This window comes from Chryseobacterium aahli, assembly GCF_022699665.1.
GTDB classification, from domain to species: Bacteria; Bacteroidota; Bacteroidia; order Flavobacteriales; family Weeksellaceae; genus Chryseobacterium; species Chryseobacterium aahli.
The window spans coordinates 127,327-146,394 of the sequence record NZ_JALDNB010000015.1; the positions used below are offsets into that span (position 1 = coordinate 127,327).

Annotated in this window: 25 protein-coding genes; 16 read left to right on the top strand and 9 right to left on the bottom strand. The window is 33.6% G+C overall.

Annotated features, from left to right (window positions below; genetic code table 11):
* Window positions 1-26: 26 nt before the first annotated feature.
* Window positions 27-419, bottom strand: coding sequence for a helix-turn-helix domain-containing protein (locus MQX03_RS19275; RefSeq protein ID WP_242805116.1), 393 nt, complete (start codon window positions 417-419; stop codon window positions 27-29).
* A 143-nt stretch (window positions 420-562) separates the two neighbouring features.
* Here MQX03_RS19275 and MQX03_RS19280 point away from each other — a divergent pair, with 143 nt between their 5' ends.
* From MQX03_RS19280 to MQX03_RS19315, 8 genes are all read left to right on the top strand, one after another.
* The gene (locus MQX03_RS19280) at window positions 563-2,215 is read left to right on the top strand and encodes a hypothetical protein (RefSeq protein ID WP_242805118.1); all 1,653 of its coding nucleotides are present in this window, start codon (window positions 563-565) and stop codon (window positions 2,213-2,215) included.
* Window positions 2,216-2,240: 25 nt separating this feature from the next.
* Window positions 2,241-2,738 (top strand): hypothetical protein, encoded by a 498-nt coding sequence (locus MQX03_RS19285; RefSeq protein ID WP_242805120.1) that lies wholly within the window; start codon window positions 2,241-2,243, stop codon window positions 2,736-2,738.
* Entirely contained in the window at window positions 2,738-3,241 is a 504-nt protein-coding gene (locus MQX03_RS19290; RefSeq protein ID WP_242805123.1) for a hypothetical protein, read from the top strand. The genes MQX03_RS19285 and MQX03_RS19290 overlap by 1 nt, the downstream gene beginning before the upstream one ends.
* Before the next feature lie 31 nt (window positions 3,242-3,272).
* A complete protein-coding gene (locus tag MQX03_RS19295; protein WP_242805125.1) occupies window positions 3,273-3,785 on the top strand; it encodes a hypothetical protein in 513 nt (170 codons plus the stop codon).
* Between the two features lie 218 nt (window positions 3,786-4,003).
* The gene (locus MQX03_RS19300) at window positions 4,004-4,723 is read left to right on the top strand and encodes a hypothetical protein (RefSeq protein WP_242805128.1); all 720 of its coding nucleotides are present in this window, start codon (window positions 4,004-4,006) and stop codon (window positions 4,721-4,723) included.
* A gap of 518 nt (window positions 4,724-5,241) precedes the next feature.
* On the top strand, window positions 5,242-6,417 hold the full coding sequence (locus tag MQX03_RS19305; protein ID WP_242805130.1) for an aspartate aminotransferase family protein: 1,176 nt from the start codon (window positions 5,242-5,244) through the stop codon (window positions 6,415-6,417).
* A 200-nt stretch (window positions 6,418-6,617) separates the two neighbouring features.
* The gene (locus MQX03_RS19310) at window positions 6,618-7,004 is read left to right on the top strand and encodes an START-like domain-containing protein (RefSeq protein ID WP_047444457.1); all 387 of its coding nucleotides are present in this window, start codon (window positions 6,618-6,620) and stop codon (window positions 7,002-7,004) included.
* A 77-nt stretch (window positions 7,005-7,081) separates the two neighbouring features.
* Window positions 7,082-7,897, top strand: coding sequence for an aminotransferase class IV (locus MQX03_RS19315; RefSeq protein WP_242805132.1), 816 nt, complete (start codon window positions 7,082-7,084; stop codon window positions 7,895-7,897).
* Between the two features lie 79 nt (window positions 7,898-7,976).
* Here the strand turns inward: MQX03_RS19315 and MQX03_RS19320 are convergent, their stop codons facing one another.
* Together MQX03_RS19320 and MQX03_RS19325 are read right to left on the bottom strand one after the other, a co-directional pair.
* Window positions 7,977-8,555 carry an N-acetylmuramoyl-L-alanine amidase family protein gene (locus tag MQX03_RS19320; protein ID WP_242805134.1) on the bottom strand — a complete coding sequence of 193 codons (579 nt, stop codon included), beginning with the start codon at window positions 8,553-8,555 and terminating at the stop codon, window positions 7,977-7,979.
* 104 nt (window positions 8,556-8,659) lie between these two features.
* On the bottom strand, window positions 8,660-9,208 hold the full coding sequence (locus tag MQX03_RS19325) for a YqgE/AlgH family protein (protein WP_129536151.1): 549 nt from the start codon (window positions 9,206-9,208) through the stop codon (window positions 8,660-8,662).
* Window positions 9,209-9,232: 24 nt separating this feature from the next.
* Between MQX03_RS19325 and pdxH the strand changes: the two genes are divergently transcribed.
* Window positions 9,233-9,874 carry a pyridoxamine 5'-phosphate oxidase gene (pdxH, locus tag MQX03_RS19330; protein WP_242805136.1) on the top strand — a complete coding sequence of 214 codons (642 nt, stop codon included), beginning with the start codon at window positions 9,233-9,235 and terminating at the stop codon, window positions 9,872-9,874.
* A gap of 119 nt (window positions 9,875-9,993) precedes the next feature.
* On the opposite strand, the gene MQX03_RS19335 is transcribed toward pdxH, so the two are convergent.
* Entirely contained in the window at window positions 9,994-10,284 is a 291-nt protein-coding gene (locus MQX03_RS19335; protein WP_129536153.1) for an HU family DNA-binding protein, read from the bottom strand.
* Between the two features lie 398 nt (window positions 10,285-10,682).
* On the opposite strand from MQX03_RS19335, the gene panD reads away from it, so the two are divergent.
* The 3 genes from panD to MQX03_RS19350 all read left to right on the top strand — a co-directional run bounded on the left by panD (window position 10,683) and on the right by MQX03_RS19350 (window position 12,768).
* Window positions 10,683-11,033 (top strand): aspartate 1-decarboxylase, encoded by a 351-nt coding sequence (panD, locus tag MQX03_RS19340; protein WP_129536154.1) that lies wholly within the window; start codon window positions 10,683-10,685, stop codon window positions 11,031-11,033.
* Window positions 11,034-12,068, top strand: a complete 1,035-nt coding sequence (locus MQX03_RS19345) for a lysylphosphatidylglycerol synthase transmembrane domain-containing protein (RefSeq protein ID WP_394801765.1) — start codon at window positions 11,034-11,036, stop codon at window positions 12,066-12,068.
* A gap of 124 nt (window positions 12,069-12,192) precedes the next feature.
* A complete protein-coding gene (locus tag MQX03_RS19350) occupies window positions 12,193-12,768 on the top strand; it encodes a TerD family protein (RefSeq protein WP_242805140.1) in 576 nt (191 codons plus the stop codon).
* Between the two features lie 29 nt (window positions 12,769-12,797).
* On the opposite strand, the gene MQX03_RS19355 is transcribed toward MQX03_RS19350, so the two are convergent.
* The 4 genes from MQX03_RS19355 to MQX03_RS19370 form a co-directional block, all read right to left on the bottom strand.
* Window positions 12,798-13,229, bottom strand: a complete 432-nt coding sequence (locus MQX03_RS19355) for a GNAT family N-acetyltransferase (RefSeq protein ID WP_242805142.1) — start codon at window positions 13,227-13,229, stop codon at window positions 12,798-12,800.
* A 5-nt stretch (window positions 13,230-13,234) separates the two neighbouring features.
* Window positions 13,235-13,756 (bottom strand): 3'-5' exonuclease, encoded by a 522-nt coding sequence (locus MQX03_RS19360; RefSeq protein ID WP_129536158.1) that lies wholly within the window; start codon window positions 13,754-13,756, stop codon window positions 13,235-13,237.
* 94 nt (window positions 13,757-13,850) lie between these two features.
* Complete coding sequence (locus MQX03_RS19365; protein ID WP_129536159.1) at window positions 13,851-14,057, bottom strand: hypothetical protein; 207 nt, start codon at window positions 14,055-14,057, stop codon at window positions 13,851-13,853.
* Window positions 14,058-14,296: 239 nt separating this feature from the next.
* On the bottom strand, window positions 14,297-16,315 hold the full coding sequence (locus MQX03_RS19370; protein WP_242805143.1) for a M3 family metallopeptidase: 2,019 nt from the start codon (window positions 16,313-16,315) through the stop codon (window positions 14,297-14,299).
* A 216-nt stretch (window positions 16,316-16,531) separates the two neighbouring features.
* On the opposite strand from MQX03_RS19370, the gene MQX03_RS19375 reads away from it, so the two are divergent.
* Both MQX03_RS19375 and MQX03_RS19380 read left to right on the top strand, forming a co-directional pair.
* Window positions 16,532-16,885 carry a nuclear transport factor 2 family protein gene (locus tag MQX03_RS19375; protein ID WP_242805145.1) on the top strand — a complete coding sequence of 118 codons (354 nt, stop codon included), beginning with the start codon at window positions 16,532-16,534 and terminating at the stop codon, window positions 16,883-16,885.
* Window positions 16,886-16,903: 18 nt separating this feature from the next.
* Window positions 16,904-17,437: an SRPBCC family protein gene (locus tag MQX03_RS19380; RefSeq protein WP_242805147.1), complete on the top strand. Its 534-nt coding sequence runs from the start codon at window positions 16,904-16,906 to the stop codon at window positions 17,435-17,437.
* 37 nt (window positions 17,438-17,474) lie between these two features.
* Here MQX03_RS19380 and MQX03_RS19385 read toward each other — a convergent pair whose 3' ends face one another.
* Window positions 17,475-17,837, bottom strand: coding sequence for a DUF805 domain-containing protein (locus tag MQX03_RS19385; protein WP_242805148.1), 363 nt, complete (start codon window positions 17,835-17,837; stop codon window positions 17,475-17,477).
* A gap of 74 nt (window positions 17,838-17,911) precedes the next feature.
* On the opposite strand from MQX03_RS19385, the gene MQX03_RS19390 reads away from it, so the two are divergent.
* The gene (locus MQX03_RS19390; protein ID WP_242805150.1) at window positions 17,912-18,361 is read left to right on the top strand and encodes a hypothetical protein; all 450 of its coding nucleotides are present in this window, start codon (window positions 17,912-17,914) and stop codon (window positions 18,359-18,361) included.
* A gap of 135 nt (window positions 18,362-18,496) precedes the next feature.
* Window positions 18,497-19,009, top strand: a complete 513-nt coding sequence (locus tag MQX03_RS19395; protein ID WP_242805152.1) for a nitroreductase family protein — start codon at window positions 18,497-18,499, stop codon at window positions 19,007-19,009.
* The last annotated feature ends 59 nt before the right edge of the window (window positions 19,010-19,068 follow it).

A 19,068-nucleotide genomic window follows, 5' to 3' on the forward strand; every position in this document is an offset into this window, starting at 1 on the left:
AGACCAGTTGTGAAGCTGGTCTTTTTTTATTTCTTAAGTTTTAGAAGATTGTTTTCTTCTCTCAACCTTTGGTTTTCTTCTTTCAGTAAGGCAATATGGTACTGAAGACTTTCTAATAATTTATCTGAAGTATGATAATTAATTGTTTGATTTTGAATTACACCGCTTCCGTTATCATTAGTAGATTCATTGTTATTATTCACTTGAACAAATCCTTCATCTGGTTTCAAAATATCATCCAACTTTACCTCAGGCGAAGTACAAATATTTTCAATATGATTGATCCAGGAATTGGTCTCTCCGTTTTCTATTCTTTGATAAGTTGAGCGCGAGATATGCAGTTTTTCTGCCAGCTCTTCCTGTGAAAAACCTTTTTCTTCTCGGTAGGTTCTTATTCTCTTTCCTATGGTTGTGTTCATGAGGTCTGTTTAGCTGAGACAAATATAATTTTTTTTCAGACAAAATCATGCATCAAAAATAGGGCATTGCCGTGTCAGTAATTTTTACATCTTTGTAATGTGATTTTTTTATATATTTAACCACTTAAAAACATCAAATGTTTATGAAAAGAAATTTATTTCTCAGGCTTTGCCTGATGATGGCTGTTGTGCTGTCACTTTACTCCTGCCGCAACGAAGATCTTGCCAGCCAGGAAGCTGGTTCCCAAAGAAATGCTGCCGATTTCTTTAAGCATTCTAAAACCGGTGGTCTTAATGCTAAATCTGGTGTAGATTACATTGCGATTCTTGAAGCATACAACCGGGAAAAAGATTTTCTCTCTACGATGCCTGACCGGGAAGGAATGCCTATTTGGGAGAAAATGCAGGTTTTGGATGTTGCCGAAAAAACGGTCTTGTATGTGCCTCTTTCTTCAGATGATGCTTCTCTCAGCTCTTTATTATTGATTAATTTGGATGAAAATAATGAAGTGTATGTACTCAGAAACTTCACCAATGATTATTTGGAAAAATTGGTCTACAATCCGGAATATCCTGCCGATAAAAGAAAGTTTCTGATGGACATTTTTCTACAGATGGACTTCCTGTGTTTTGGGCGGCAGCTTTATACCAATCTTCCAACCGACCTGTACGATGGCTACGGCGAATATAACCGATTGGATATTATGGAGGTGACCAGGGAAAGCGCCAACAATGGTAAATTTCTCTATAATTTTACTTGCGCAACGCTTCACGTTTGTGCCAATAGCTGCCCATTGTCAACCTGTGATTATAATAATTGCCAGCACGGAGGGAAGTGTAAGGTGTGGAAATCATGCGCCAATACGGCAGGCTGGGTAGATGATCCTGTATCCTCTTACCCAGCAAACCCAAGTTGTGGACCTGACTGCGGTGGCGGTGGATCTTCACCTAATCCCAATACTCCCCCAAAACCTACAGACCCTTGTGCAGCAGAAGGTACTTTTTACAGGATTATAAAAAATTGTTTAAGTGCAGGAAACGGAAATGATCCTGTGGACGACCCTTGTGAGATAACAAAAGCATCTACCACCGCTGCCAATAATCTTTTACATGAATCCAATATTTCAACAGAAGTTAGTACATTAGAAGGTCATGCAGCTAATAGCTTCACAGAATATGGTATGGCAATTATCAGTACAGGAACGACTACAATAGCCCAAGATCCTTATAGTAATAATGATCCCTCCAATCCTGGAACTGTAAGTATAACAGTTCCACCTGTCGGAAATTATCTTGCCAGTGCTCATACACATCCTAATTATGGAGCCCCGCCTCCATCAGTTGCAGATTTTTATAGTACTTTGACAAACTCGAAGAATTATCCTACTTTTCAGACGTCATTAATCTTTGTTTATAATGGTACTAAATATGCTTTAGTTGTTAATGATAGAGCAAAGGCTATAGCTTTTTTGGATGCATATCCCTCTTCAAGTAATACAATAACTGTGGACGGTAAAAAAGTGTTTAACGAAAATTCTCAGGTTGGTAGAGATTTCATTAATATATTAGAAAATTATACAGAAGGAAGATTACCTTCTTATTCAGGAAGTAGCCAAAATGACGGATTGGAATCTGCATTTGCGGAAATATTACAAAAATATAATACTGGTATAAGCATTGCAAAAACGGATGCTAATGGAAATCTGAAATCTCTTCAATCTGTTTCTTTTGACTACACAATACCTGCATCAGGAGGCAAAAAAATAATAAGATATAGAGCAGAAAAATGCCCTTAATTTATTTTAAATACACTTATCAATTATGAAAACAAAACTTATTATAGTATTAGGATTTTTTTATTTCACTTCTTGCATGGCACAAATACCTGATGAGCAAATGACAATTGCAGAATATCCTACATTTTACACTCAAACAATTAATAAACTTAATAATATAATTCCTAATAAAGCAAATTATTACGGACAACCACTTTCAGTATTTTTACAAGTTTTGACTCAAAATAATATAACTGTTAAAAAGTACGATCCAGCTACTTTTAATAATAAACAGCTTAAACTAAGCTTTGTTTGGAGCAGAGAAATAAGAATAGGAAGATATGAGAATAATTATGTGGAACCCTATATAAATATTTATTTTCAACAACCGTTTAGTTATCCACAGGCAACAGTTATATTTAATAATAATTATCATTCTTACTGGAATCCTGCCGCAGAGAATTTTTATAAAAATCTGATTATAGAAAAAATAGAATTTTGGTATGTGCGGGGACTAACAGATAATAGTATGAATCCCAAGTAATGAAAATCACATTATATTTTTCTCTTATACTAATTATCTTACTTAGTTGTAATGTAAGACAAAAACATTTAGAACACTATCTGTCAACGGGTGTAGAAAATATGAAGCTTTTTTCTTCAAATAAATTAGATTCTTTAAAAATTAACACCTTTTATACAAATGCTGAAAAATGTCTTAAAGCAGGAGGATTATATTGCGACGTGTGCAATCCTGAGGTTTGGGCTAATTTTAAAAATGGAATGCATAATTTTAGAATTGAATTACTTAAAAATTTTAAGCTTCCAAAAAACGCGATAGGAGGAGAAAGCCGTATAAGAATAACCATTGGAACTCATCATAAGATAGAAAAAATAGAAGTATTAAAGTATACTGATAAAAACACTAAGAAAGCTATTGAAGATGTTTTTAGATTGGAAGAACTTAATGTTTGGACATCTGCAAAAATTTATGGTATTCCGGTTAAGGAACAGTTTGAGATCAGTGTTTTTGTTATTCGAAAGTGATTTTTTTGAAAGTGCAATAATCAATTTAAAAATGAAAAGAATATTTCCCTTCATACTAATCTGTATTTTTCTTATGAGCTGTAATGCAATACAAAAGAAAAGTTTGGTTCATTATCTTTCAACTTTGGAAAATATAAAAGTATTACCTCCCACAAAAGAAGAATCTGTAATAATTGATAGTTTAACACTTGCTAATAAAAAGTTTCTCGAAAAATGTGAAAAAAATGGTGGGAATTGTATTGTTGATAATCCAAGGCAGGATGCACATTTTAAAAATGATATAACAGCATTCAGAAAGATAGTATTTAATCAATTCAAAACAAATTCAAGATCAAAAGAAGGAGAAAATAAAATACTTGTTACTATTGGTAAAAAAGATAGTATTGAAAGTGTAGTATTTTTAAAATATACAGACGAAGACAGCAAAAGGCAAATTGAAAATATCTTTAAATCTAAAGAATTAAACCAATGGGTTTCTGCACAAGATCATGGTTTTCCAATGAAAACCCAATTTGAAATTAGTGTTTTTATTCAGAGACAATAATAATTTAATTGCTGTGAAAAAATCATTTAATATGGAAAAGATTTATACAAATGGATAAGAGAAATTAATTAGGATTAATAATAAATCCAAAATATTAAACCCGGCAATTTGTCGGGTTTTATCATTTCAAAAACATTTAAATATGTTCAGTTAGGGATATAGAAGTATTTCAAAAAAAATGTTAAATTTGTTTTCCTAACAACTTACAAAACATTAATATGGAAAGAAAAATCAACGAAACAGGACACAGCAAAAATATTGCAAATTTCAACGCTGTCTATCAAATCTTAGAAGAAATGGGAACTTTATATAATCCCACAAATCCCAAAATTCAAATATCTAGCCTAAGTCCTATTCGCGGCTCATTGCAAGAAATCAGTACAGAGCTCAATACAAAACAGCCCGTTTATAAAAATGCTGTCGCAGCAAGAGAAACCGCCATCAAACCTTTGAGTAAGCTTATAACACAAACACTCAATTATGCCAAATCCATAGATATTTCTTTAGCAGATAAAGAAAATATTGCGGCAAGAGCCATAAAGATCAGAGGCAATCAAAAAGAAAAAAAGACAACTTCAGAAGTTAATCCTTCACAACAAATCTCTACTTCACAAATGAGCTATGATAACCGCATTGCTAATTTAGATGCATTTACCAACCAGCTGGCATCACATCCGCAGTATATGCCAAACGAGCAGGAGATACAGATTGCTACACTGCAGGTCTACCATGCCAACCTCAGTATGTTGAGCAAAAACGTAAACGTTGCAGGTAACACACTCATTACCGCACGCAAAAACAGAGACGAGATTTTGTATAGAAACGAAATCAGTGTAATCAGACTCATTAAAGACATCAAAGCATATCTCAAATCGCTGGGAGAAGCAGGAAAACCTTATTATGATGCAGTGATAAAACTGAAATTTAGAGCTGCATAGTCTAATCATCATTAAGATACCCTTCGGTTTCGTTCAGCATTACAAAAATTAAGTAAACTTATTATTAATTAAAATGTCATGCTGAGCGTAGCCGAAGAATCTCAACATCAAAACAGAATTGGCCACCTATTTTAGATTTCAAAATTCTAATGATGGGTGCGCAGTTTTCAAAAAAAATACCCGAAATATTCGTAAAACATATTAGAAACCTTCAATATCGTAGGGTAAATCTCTATAATGATATCGAAAATGTCTGTTATTGTATCGTGATTCTCTATTGTTGTATGGTAAATATTTATAATAATATCGGGAATTTCATTAATAGCACCATCAATCTCTATAATTAAATCGATATTTTACAATATCGCATCGGTGATCTCTAAAATTACATCGGTAATCTCTTTTTATAACACCGCTGATTTCCATTATAACGAAGCAAATCTCTTTATTCAGTATAATTAAATTTCATTGTCTGACTTATCTTCTTTAGCTTTGCCGTAAATTTTTCATCCATAAAAATGCAAAAAGATTTTTTTAAATATCAGGCACAGACCACGCAATTTGCAGCAGGTTTTGAAGTAGAAAAAGCAGAAGGAACTTATATCTTCGGGAAAGACGGCAGAAAATATCTTGACTTCGTGGCAGGAGTTTCCGCAAATACATTGGGACATTCTCATCCAAAAATCGTCAATGCCATCAAAGAGCAGGCAGACAAATATCTTCACGTCATGGTGTATGGAGAATATGCTCAGGAGAAACCAGTTGAGTTATGCAGATTATTGGCAGAATCTACACCATATCCATTAGAAATTACCTATTTAGTCAACAGCGGGGCAGAAGCCATCGACGGAAGTTTAAAATTAGCAAAAAGATACACCGGAAGAGAAGAAATCGTATCTTTCAAAAATTCTTACCACGGAAATACACACGGAGCCTTGAGTGTTTCAGGAAACGAGTTCCACAAAAGAGAATTCCGTCCCTTATTACCAATGGTTTCTTTCATTGAATTTAATAATGAAAATGACTTCAATAAAATTACAGAAAAAACAGCCTGTGTCATCCTCGAAACCATTCAGGGAGCAGCCGGTTTTTTAGTTCCTAACAATGATTATTTAATTAAACTAAAAAAAAGATGCGAAGAAGTCGGCGCACTTTTAATTTTAGATGAAATACAACCCGGCTTCGGAAGAACGGGTAAACTATTTTCATTCGAACATTTCGGTATCGTTCCCGACATCTTGGTTATGGGAAAAGGAATGGGCGGTGGAGTTCCCGTGGGAGCCTTTATGAGTTCAAAAAAAATTATGGAAACATTATCTCATTCACCAAAATTGGGTCATATTACCACATTCGGAGGAAATCCATTGATTGCAGCAGCTTCTCACGCAACTTTAAAAGAAGTTTTAGAAAGCGGACTGATGAATGAAGTCGTAGAAAAGGAAGAACAGTTCAGAAGACTTCTAATACACCCGAAAATCAAAAATATCAACGGAAAAGGTTTAATGTTGGCAGTCAATCTCGGTACTCCTGATTACACATTAGATGTAGCCAAAAGATGTATGGAGAAAGGCTTAATTGTATTTTGGCAGCTCTACAGAAATGAATATCTGAGAATTTCACCACCATTGACGATTTCAAAAGAAGAAATTACTGAAGGTTGTAAGATTATTCTTGATGTATTAAACGAAGATTGATTAATGAAAATATAAGCTAATTCTCTCATAATGAATAGTTTTGATTTTTTATTGCTTCAAAATGAAAAATAAATTATAAATCACAAGAACTTTTATTAATTTTTCTGATAAATATCATTCATATTGCATAAAAATCTGTTTAGTTTTTTGTGTAATAAAAAAATTAATTTATATATTGCGTGACGTTAAAAATAAGTTATATGGCGAAACATAAAGTCCATTACGAATTCCCAATGCATTGTCTTTCAGAGATTTTGTACGAATATTTGGCTAGTGCTGAGGGATTATCCGAGTGGTTTGCAGATGATGTGATAGAGAAAGGTGACGATTTCTATTTTAGTTGGGGTGGAGGTTCTGAAGAAAAAGCAACTTTGATCAGATATAAACCTGAAGGTTTCGTACGTTTCAGATGGGAAGAAGATGAAGGTACCAAAAACTTCTTTGAAATGACCATCACAATTGACGATATTACAGAAGATTTAGCTCTTAATATTACAGATTTCTGTGAAGAAGGTGACGAAGAAGAAAATGCTTTGTACTGGGAGAATCTAATCGAAAACCTTAGAATAAAATTAGGTGCTGCTTAATTGATAAGCGGTACTTACTTAATGGTAAAACTGATGAACGATTTATCGTTCATTATTTTTTTATAAACAATCATATTTTGCAAAATACATATTTTACTTCAGAAGAGCTCGAGCTGAAAAACAGAGCGTTTCTTTTGGGAGATGCTGTGAAAGTTTCATTTTTTATAAGAAATTCCAAACTCATTATGGATGAAGAGTGCTACTTCTTCCTGATGGCTTCTATGCGAAAAATGAGGATGAATATTCCACTAACCTATACTTTGGAGTTTTTTCAGAATCTTTTTAATGAAAAAGTAATTCAGGGAAATAATGTTACCAACGGAATCATCAATTTTCTGGTGTACAGAAATTCTGATGGAATTACCTTGTCAAAATCTACTATTTCATACTTCTTTGAGGTTGATGAGATGGATGATGTTCTGAATGTGCATCAGCGTCCTTTAGAATTAGATTTAATTAAAGAAATCAACGTTAATAATAATCTTCTGAGCAACATCAGAGTGCATTGCCCGGAGAATATCTATGCTGGAATTTATGCGCAGGAAAATGACTTAGATGACGTTATTCTTTTAAATCCAAATAAGAGAATTGCCCGTTCTACTTCAGGAAATTTACTTTTTCTGGAAGGAAATATTATTAAAGTTCCAAAACATTCAGAGGGAGCATACATTTCGCCTCTGCTTGAGAACTTCGTGACTTATTTGCATAAAAATAATCTGGCAGATATTCAGGAGCATGAAATCATTGCTTTTGAATCTCAAAAAGCTGAAGAAATATTAATGATCTCTGACGAGAAAGGAATTTTCTCAGTAGGGAAAATTAGAAATAAATCATTTGAAAGCTCCCGTTTCACCATACTGGTAGAAGGATGGAAGAATAGTTTTTCAAATTAAATTGACAAACCCGGTAAACAACAATGACGTCCTTTACCGGGTTTTATTCTGATACAATCAGAAAAGTGTTTTTTCCACTTTATTTTTCGTTGATGATCTCGATGAATTTCTGAGCAAGTTCTTTTTGCCCGGTTTCACCGCTTAGATAATCTCTGTCTTCTTTATTGTTGATAAATCCTAACTCTACTAATACAGCAGGGGATTTTGATTCTCTTAAAATATGAAGATTCTTTTCTTCAATCTTACAAGAGCCTAATTTTTTTGAAATTTTTTCGGCCAATGCTTTTGAAGCATCAGAATTCTGTGTAAAAATCTCATGACCTTTTTTGTCAGTCTCGCTTCCCGGTGTTCTGTTGATGTGAAGTGAGATAACCATTTCGGGATTTAGCTTGTTAATCATTGCCGTTCTGTCGCTCAAACCGGCATATTGATCAGAATCTCTGGTTAAGATGATTTCGTAATCCTCAGATTTGTTTAGTTTTTTGATTTGTGAAGCCACTCCCAAAACGATTTGCTTTTCAGAAACCCCGTTATAAGTTGCGCCCATGTCATTTCCGCCATGTCCGGCATCGATGATGATGATTTTTTTATTAGTGGGAGAGAATGATAAAATTGCAGTAGATGCAAGAGATAAAACCAGTAATTTAAATGTTTTCATATCCTAGGTTTAGTTTGTCAAAGAACGTGAAAAGTATGTTAAAAATTATGTAAGAATAACTTAAAGTTTGTTAAAGTTTAAATCGCTTCTTTGTGAAGTAATGGTTAATTCAATGAAATATCTTCCGGAGAGTTTGCCCAAAGAAGATATTCACCACCAAGGTTTTGCATAATAGATTTCCAAAGAGTCTGATCATTTGGAAGGGTGTAGTCAAGATTATAAACATCTACAACTGTCCAGAGTTTACGTTTGATTTCACTATCCAACTGCAAAGCTCCCCAACCAGAATAGCCTGAAAATATTTTAACATCATCAATTGATAATTCATTGCTGAGAACCGCACTAATAACAGTTTCTATGTCTTCTGTTACATAAAATTCATTATTAATTTCCGTATAAGTTTCGCTGACTTTCTTTCCTTTTATGATAAAAAAAACTTTTTCATTTTCTACCGGTCCGCCATCATAGACTTCAATTTTAAAGTCGAAGAAATTTTTGAATTTGTTACTCATTTTTGAATTTTTCTTATTCAAAATCAAACCAAAAGCTGAACTTTCATTATGTTCAATGATAAGCACTACTGATCTGGAAAAAATATCTCCGGAAATATCAGGCGTGGAAATTAATATTTTACCTTTGTATGAGTAATTCATACTCAAATTTAATAAAAATTATTTATGGAAAACCTTCATGACAAGAGAAAAATCTACGAAAAATATCAACTTATTGAAAGTGAGATTAAAGAGAATCCTATTGAGCAATTCAGAGATTGGTTTTTGGATGCATCGGTTAATCCTACAGTTTCTGAAGCAAATGCAATGGCGGTTTCTACTTTAGAGGATGATGGTTGCCCCAGAACGAGAATGGTTTTGCTTAAAGAATATACGTACGAAGGTTTTATTTTTTACACCAATTACGATAGCCGAAAAGGAAAAGCAATTGCAAAAACGCACAAAGCATGTCTTCATTTTTTCTGGCCGAGTTTAGAACGACAAATTATCATTAAAGCTGATTTAGAAAAAATTGCTGAAAATCTGAGTGATGGATATTTTCATTCCAGACCAAAAGGAAGCCAGCTTGGCGCAGCAGTTTCTCCGCAAAGTGAAGTGATACCCAACAGAGAGTTTTTGGAAGTTAAATTAAAAGAACTAGAAGAGAAATTTGAAGATTCTGAAGTTCCAAGACCTGGAAATTGGGGCGGATATATTGCAAAACCTTACGAGATTGAATTTTGGCAGGGAAGACCAAACAGGCTTCATGACAGAATCATCTATTCACTAAAAGATTTAGACTGGGAAATTTCACGACTTGCACCATAAACAAAAAGGACGTAGTCAAAGCATAATAACTTTAGGTATCAATAAAAGTTAACCAAATGTATCTACAAACAAAAAAACCTCATCAGAAGATGAGGTTTGCATTTTTATAATCTGATTGATTATTTCTTTTTCACACCTGAAACCGCAGTTGCCAAGTCAGCACCAGCCTTAAATTTAGCTACTGTTTTAGCAGCGATTTTGATTGGTTTTTTAGTTGCAGGGTTGATACCTTGTCTTGCAGCTCTCTCAGATACTGAGAAAGTACCAAATCCTACTAAAGACACTTTTCCGTCTTTTGCCTTTAGAGTAGTTGTAACGTTAGAGATAAAAGACTCTAAAGCAGCTTTAGCTGCAACTTTAGTAATACCTGCGTCTTTTGCGATTGCGTCGATTAATTCAGACTTGTTCATAATTTTTATATTAAAAGTTAGTTAGTAATTGTAGCAAATATAAAACAATTTTCAAATTGTGCAAATTTTTTCTAAAAACTTGTGGATATTTTTTGATTTCACCTTAAATTAATCAATATATCATAATTCAAATTTTTACGAAAAATCTACGTTTCGAGATGCTAAAATCGTGCCAACTACTTATGTTTATTAGCTTTGTTGAAAATTTAATATTGGGTTTTGTATTTATTAAATCCTAAATTTAATGATTACTTTTGATTTTTTTCTTGATATGCTTATTAAGTTGATAATCAGTAATGAATTATATTAATTTCTACAAAATTCAAACGTAGTTATGATGCGCCTTCTTAAATCAATTTTAAAATCATTTTATTAAATATTATTAATAAATTTGCACCATGTTAATAGAAGTATTCAAATCGAAGATTCACAGGGTGAGAGTTACGGCTTCAGACCTTAATTATATCGGAAGTATTACCATAGATGAAGATCTTATTGATGCAGCAGGATTGGTAGTGGGTGAGAGGGTTTATATTGTTAATGTAAACAACGGAGAACGTTTTGATACGTACGTTATCAAAGGTAAGAGAAAGTCTGGAGAAGTTTGTCTGAATGGGCCTGCAGCGAGAAAAGTACAGCGTGATGACATCATTATCATTATTGCCTACGCACAGATGACACCTGAAGAAGCAAGAGAGTTTCAGCCAAAAATCGTTTTCCCGGACGAGAAAACTAACCTTCTTACCTAATTGATGGAAAAAAAATCAGCCAATCCTTTAAAATCAATCCTTACGATTGTCATTTCGCTTGCGTTTGCAGGATTTTTTCTGTGGCTTGCTCTCAAGGGTTTTGAGTTTGAAAAGGTGCAGAAATCTTTGGCAAAAGCCAATTATCTTTGGGTAGCTATTGCAGGGGTGTTTGGTGTTTTGGCGTACTGGCTAAGAGCAGTCCGCTGGAATCTTTTACTAGAACCCATGGGATATAATATCTCGAGTTCTAATGCATTCTGGACGATTTCCTTTGGTTATTTAATGAATTTAACCATTCCCAGAAGTGGAGAACTTGCCAGAGCAACCGCTTTGTATGGGGTTGAAAAAGTACCTGTAGACAAATCTTTCGGAACAATTATTCTGGAAAGGGTAGTAGATTTGATTTGTATGATGGTGTTTTTGGGACTAACTTTTATATTTAAATATGAAGCTATCCTTTCATTTTATGAGAATTCAGAGATTAAATTTAATCCGAACAAGGTAATTTTAATAATTTCCATATTGGTTTTAGGAGCGATTTTGTTTTTTGTGTTTAAAAAGAAATTGGCGACAGTTCCGATTTTAGGGAAAATTATTGGTTTCATTGATGGGATACTCCAAGGTTTAACTTCCATATTTAAACTAAAACAAAAAGTAAAATTCATTTTATATACCATCGGAATATGGATTTGCTATTTCATGGCCGCTTATCTTGTTTGTTTTGCTTTACCGGAAACTTCAGACTTTACCATCGCAGACGGCTTTTTCATCATTGTGGTGGGAACTTTAGGAATGATTGTTCCTGCGAGTGGAGGTATCGGAGCTTTTAATTTAGCGATGAAATACGGCTTCATGGCATTGTTTATCTCTATGGGGAAAAGTGCTGAGTTTGGCGGTGAAATGGGATTGACATATTCATTTATCTCTCTTCCCTTGCAAATTGTAATCATGTTGACGACGGGCTTATTATCTATTCCTATTTTGGCTAAAGCGAGAAATAAACTAGCAGCCGAAACTGAAATTAACAACAAATAAGTTTTAAAATTTAATATAAATATATAGCCTGATCTTATGGATTGGGCTTTTTTTAATGTTTTTTTAATCTGAATATTTGGAAAAATGACAAATCAAAACTATCTTAGACATAAAGTACAGAATTATGGCAATTAACCTACAGAAAGGACAAAGAATTGATATAGGACTCACAAAAATGACCATCGGGCTTGGTTGGGATCCTAACGATGGAACGGGTTATGATTTTGATCTTGATGCTTCTGCGATTATGATTGATTCTCAAAGAAAGTTGGTCAGTGAAGATTACTTTGTCTTTTATAACAACCTGAATTCTCCCGATGGTGCTTTGACCCATACTGGCGATGATCCAAGCGGTAAAAACAGTGACGGAGATGATGACGAAGCAATCATGATTGATCTTGCAAAAGTAGATTCCAGAGTTGAAGAAATTCTTTTTGTGGTAACGATTGAAGATTTTGAAAGAAGAAAGCAAAATTTTGGTCAGGTAAGAAATTCTTACATCCGAATTGTTGACCAAAGTAATAATCAAGAAATCGCAAAGTATGAATTAGACGAAGATTTTTCTATAGAAACAGGAATTGAATTCGGAAGATTGTACAAAAAAAACGGAAGCTGGAAATTTGAAGCTTCAGGAATTGGTTATCGTGCAGATCTGGGTTTCTTTTTAGAGAAATATTACAACGGACAGATTATTAAATAACAAAAAAGTATGCTGAGAGGTGTACTTTTTTAGTTTACTAACTCCATCATATAAGAATGCTGATCTTCAGCTATAATTTTAAATCCTAAAACCACATATAAAGTCTGTGCTTTATTGGTTTTTAAAACGCTAAGTCGGACAGGTTTTTTCGTAGCTGAAGCTTCCTCAATAATCTCTTTCAAAATACTTTTACCAATTCCTTTTCCCTGAAGTTTGGGATCAATCTGAATTTGTAATATTTCAATATGATTTTCGGCTCTGTTTATTTTTAGTAATCCGATCGGCTCATTGTTTAAAGTAATGATATTTGCTTTTTCAAAATGATATAGTATTCTTTGCAAAGTTGATTCTTTATCGGTCGGCAGATGAGAACTGATGTAATGCTCGGTCATTGTTTTCGTTCTTAAGTCAAACAAAAAACTTATGTCGTTTTCTGTAGCTTTTCTGTATTGAAGATTCATATTTTTCATTTTAAACTAATCTTCAAACCCAATTCATTTTTTAGATATAGCAAAACTTCAGCGTTGCCTTTGGCATCATCAACCGGATGATGAGTGTGTTCGGTTTTTCGAAGGTGTTTCCATTGGGCAAACGTGTCTTTTTCTAATCCACAGTATAAATCTGATAGTCGTCTTGATGAGTAACCAAATGGATTTGTCTGAATAAAATGATGAAAATACCAGCAGATAAACATCCAGTCAAAGCCATTATTATCACTAATGAAAATTGGTCTTCCTTTGGAATTTGTTTTCACCCAATCTTCGAATTTTAGCATGACTTCTTTTGGGTCATCAAAGTCTTCGGTTTCCTCTCTACTAAATCCCGACACGGCAAGAGCCTCCGGATTAAAATGTTGAGAGATAGGTTTTAATTTTCCGTAGAAAGTCTTGTCAAGATTTTCATCAACAAGCACCGCTCCAAAACAGATCATAGAAAAGTCACCCGGGATGGGGCCGTCAGATTCAATATCTACCATGATGTAGCTCATAATTTCACTTGTTTTATAAACGAATAAATGAATTTTTAAAAAGAAAAAAGCAACAAAATCAACTGCTGCTCTTGAAATTTATCTTAAAAAAAAATTAACTGCGAATCTTTTGGAATTTTTTCATTGTGAAGTTTGCAGAAAAATAAAGGATTGAAGTTGCTGTGAAAATTAATGCCGTCATTGCAAAGTATTCGGTAAATCGCAAAACCATACTTGGCTCTTTGATATCTCCATCCATCAAGAATCCGATTGTTGTAAGGATTAGTGAAAAAATTAAAAGGTTGGTAAGTTTCATTTTCATGGTAAACTGTTTTTTTGTGTTATGTCAAACTGGCGTGAAATTATAAAAAATATTTTAATGTAGAAAATTTATTTGTGATTCAAAAATTTGTCTTATTCTTAATTAACTTAAACGCTATTTGTCAATAAAGTGGTTATCTCAATGGTATTTTTAAAGTCTTGAAAGAAATGAGGTGCCTATTAAAAAAAACAATCCAAAAAACTTTCATCTTTTGGAGTCTTAAAATATTATTTTAAATTCTAACCAAACGCTCTCTTCAGCAAACTTTCTACTTTCGGCTCACTTCCTCTGAAATTCTTATACAATTCCATCGGATCTTTTGTTCCGCCAGAAGAAAGGAGAACTTTAAATTTTGCTGCAGTTTCGGGATTGAAGATTCCGGTTTCCTTAAAATATTGGAAAGCATCGGCATCTAAAACTTCCGCCCATTTGTAAGAATAATATCCGGCAGAATATCCACCCTGAAAAATATGTGAAAAGCTCGGGCTCATCGCAGTTTCAGGATTCGAAGGATAAAGTTGGGTTGCTTTGGTGTAATTATCTTCAAACTCCTTTACGCTCAAATTCTCCAACTCAGCAACCTTCGTATGATAGTTCATATCTAAAATTCCAAAGCCAAGCTGTCTCATTGTCTGATAACCTTCCATAAAGTTTTTCGATTGTTCGATTTTCTCTATTTTCTCATCGGGAAGAACTTCACCGGTTTTGTAATGTTTGGCAAAAGTTTTTAAGAATTCAGGTTCGTAGCAGAAATTTTCTAGAAACTGAGAAGGTAGTTCCACAAAATCCCATTTTACAGAAGTTCCGGAAAGATTAGGATATTGAACGTTTGCCATCATTCCGTGAAGCGCATGACCAAACTCGTGAAATAAAGTCGTCACCTCTTGGAACGTCAATAAACTCGGTGTATCTTTTGTTGGTTTACTGAAGTTACAGACAATAGAAATGTGCGGACGAGAATTTTCACCATCTTTTTTGTACTGATTTTTGTAGCTCGTCATCCAGGCTCCGGCTCTTTTGCCTTTTCTCGGGAAGTAATCGACATATAGTAAAGATTTGTATTCTCCATTTTCCTTTACTTCATACACTTTTACGTCTTCATGGTATTTAGGAATATCATTTCTTTCCTCAAAAGTTAATCCGAAAAGTTGCTTAGATAAACCAAAAACAGCTTCCTGAACCTGTTCTAACGGAAAATAAGGTTTCAATTCCTCGTCATTCAAGTCGTATTTTGCTTTACGAAGTTTTTCTGCATAAAAAGCGTGGTCATAACCTTGCATTTCGTCAATTCCATCGGCTTTTGCCAAAGACTTTAATTCTTCAATTTCCTTTTCTGCATAAGGTTTTGCTTTCGTTAAAAGTTCATTTAAAAAGTCTAAAACTTTGGTCGGAGATTTTGCCATTCTTTCCTCAAGAACAAAATCTGCATAGTTTGCATAGCCTAAAAGTTCAGCTTTTTGTTGTTTTAAATTTAAAAGCTCTTTAATTAAATTCTGATTGTCAAATTCGCCACCGTCAAAAGATTTTTTGCCGTTTGCCAAAGCCAGTTCTTTTCTCAGTTCACGGTTTTCCGCATACGTCAAAAACGGAATATAGCTTGGGTACTGCAATGTGACAACCCAGCCTTCCAGATTTCTTTCTTTAGCTTCTTCTGCGTATTGTTCAATAATCGCTTCGGGAATTCCGGTTAGATCTTCTTTATTGGTGATATGTTTGAAATAATTATTGGTTGAAGCCAAAACGTTTTGCCCGAACTGAAGAGATTTTAAAGATAAATCCATGCTGATTTTCTTTAATTTTTCTTTGTCTTCTTCATTCAAAAGTGCACCGCTTCTTACAAAACCTTTATAGGTTTCATTTAAAAGCATTTGTTGTTCTTCACTCAGATTGTATTTTTCCTTTTCGTCATACACTTTTTTAATTTTATTAAATAAAGCTTCGTTTTGAGAAATTTTTGAAGAATACTCAGTTAAAATGGGTGAAACATCCTGCGCAATTTGTTGCAATTCATCACTCGTCTCGGCTGAATTTAAATTAAAGAAAATATTAGAAGCTCTGTCCAATTGCTCTCCGGAAAATGCTAAAGCTTCAATTGTATTTTCAAAAGTAGTTTCGTTAGAATTATTAACTATTTCGTCGATTTCTTCTTCAGATTTTTGAATTAATTCTTTAAAAGCCGGAAGATAATCTTCATTTTTAATTTGGTCGAATGGTGCTGAATGATATGGTGTGTTGAATTTTTCTGTTAAAATACTCATTGAATTATTTTTAATTGATGTAAATTTAATTAATTTGAATGTAATGATCTTTGAATTCTCAAAAACAATGCCCACAGCAATTTATATGACAAAAATGCATCATTCAAGAATTTTCTTGTCATAGGAAAAGATTTACTTCATAGCGAATTGCTAATTTTACTTTTGAGTTCTTCTGACTTTGAGTTTAAAATAATATACAATTGAAAAAACATAACGATGTCTAAAAACAAAGAAACAATTCAAAAATACATGGATTCTTTTCAGGAAAGCGATCACGAAAAAATCCTAAGCTGTCTTACCGAAGATGTTATTTGGGAAATGCCGGGAGTTTATCTGCATCATGGAAAAGGAGAATTTGACAAAGAAATAGAAAACGAAAATTTTACAGGAAAACCAAAAATCACAATTTTCAGAATGACAGAAGAAAATAATGTTGTTATTGCAGAAGGAAATGTGATTGGAAGTTTCAAAAACGGAGATGTTCTCAATGCCGATTTCTGCGATGTCTTTGAAATGGAAAATGGACTCATCAAGAAGCTTGTTTCTTATTTAATGCAAAAAACTAACTAAAAAAATAAATCTATAATTATGAAAACAATTTTGAAAATTATCGGGGGAGTTATCCTTTTGTTTATTGTGTATGCAATCGTTGCTATGTTGGCTTTCGGAGATAATTATCACTACGAAAAATCTGTCGTAATGAATGCTCCAAAGGAGAAAGTTTGGCAGCAGATCAGTACAATGAAGGCATTTAATGAATGGAATCCTTGGATGAAATTAGACAAAAACATGAAAATTATTTACACCGGAAATTCTGGGGAAGTAGGAGACAAGTATTGTTGGGATAGTAAAAATGATGATGCAGGAGCAGGTTGTCAGGAAATTAAAGAGCTGATTCCTGGCGAAAAACAAAAAACAGAAATGATTTTTAAAAGACCTTTTGAAGGACAGGCAATTTCGGATATTGTTTTAACTTCCGAAGGGAATTCTACAAAAGTTACCTGGAGTATGGATACAAAACAGGAAACATGGATGAAAATTATGCGACCGATGATGGATTACCAAATGGGAAAATCTTACGAAGAAGGGTTGAGCAATCTGAAAGCTTTGGTAGAAAAATAAAGTGTAAGCCTTGCAATTTTGTAAGGCTTATTTTTTTTTAGTAATCTTTTCTTCCAATCTCATCAATAAAACCGTGGTTTCCTATTCCTTTTGGGTTTGAGCCGTATTCGTTTTCACCATTATCGCTGTCAGCAAAAATCATCCAGAAAATATAAAACGGAATTATCTGAAACCAACCGCTATTCCCACGGTCATGACATCTTTTAGCTCCTTGGGCAAGAATAAACCATAAAAGCGGGATGAGAATGATTAAAAAAATGATTGAAACGGTAAGCGAGGGATCGTATGTATTGTCATAATACAAATCAAAAGGTAATCCGACTATAATGTAGATAAGATACGAAAGTCCATACTCAGTTCTTCTGATTCTTCCGTCAAATGAAAAGGGATTTTTAAACATCTTGTATTTTTTTATGTTTTCAAAAATATGGAATTTATTTAAAAAATATTATCTTTATCTAAAGATTACGATACATGGAGAAGATAGTATTTGAGAAAAATAACATAAGAAATTATGTAAAAACCGTGATTTCAGAAAAAATAGAAAAACTAAAAAACTTTATAGAATTTACTTTAGAAGCAAGCCGGGATATTAAGAAAACTCCGAAATACGACAGCATGCGTGAAGAAATGCAGGAGGAAATCTACCAAATGCAAAGACAGCTTGCAGCGTTGCATGATTTAAGAACAAATATGGCAAGAGTTTTACCGGCTTCCACAGAAAAGGTACAGCTGGGATCACTAGTAATTACCAATAAAGCGAGATTTTACATTTCGGTTTCTTTGGGCGAATTCTTTTTTGAAGGCGACCGTTTCTACGCCATCTCGTCAGAAAGCCCTATGGCAAAAAAAATGATGGGGATGCAGTCTGGAAGCTCGTTTACTTTGAATAACATTCATCAGGAGATTATTGAGGTTCTTTAAGAGAGTTATTAGTTTTGAGTTATTAATGATGAAATTTTCAATCTGTCATTTAGATAGGGAAATCTATATTTTTAGCAGCAAAAAACTATCAATCATACCCATTTCTCCACCCATTTTTTCCGTATTTTTGTCTTTATGAATAAAGCAGAAGTTTTAAAAGAAATCATAGAGCAAAGAAGAAGTATCTTTCCAAAAGATTATGCTGAAACAGAAATCTCACAGGAAATCATCGAAGAAATCCTACATTCAGCGACATTAGCTCCCAATCATAAGAGAACAAAACCGTGGCGTTTTAAAATTTTTAAAGGCGAAGAAAAGGCAAAATTAGCTTTCGAAATGCAGGAAATTTATAAGTCTACGCAAGCTCCCCAAGTTTTTTTAGAGAAAAAATATCAGGATATTGGTTTTAAAATCAATAAAGCTGATGCGGTAGTTTCCATCGTTGTGAACTTCAGCGGAATGGTTCCTGAGTGGGAAGAAATTGCTGCCGTTTCTATGGCAGTTCAGAATATGTATCTTACCTGTACGGCAAATGGAGTAGGTTGTTATTGGAGTTCACCAAAAATTGTTGATCATTTGAAAGAGTCTTTGACCATCGAAGAGAACCAGAAATGTCTAGGGCTTTTCTATATGGGAAATGTTGATTAATGTAATAATTTTTAATCAAAATTGGTAACGAAGCTGCGAATTAGCCCTGATTGCAGCGA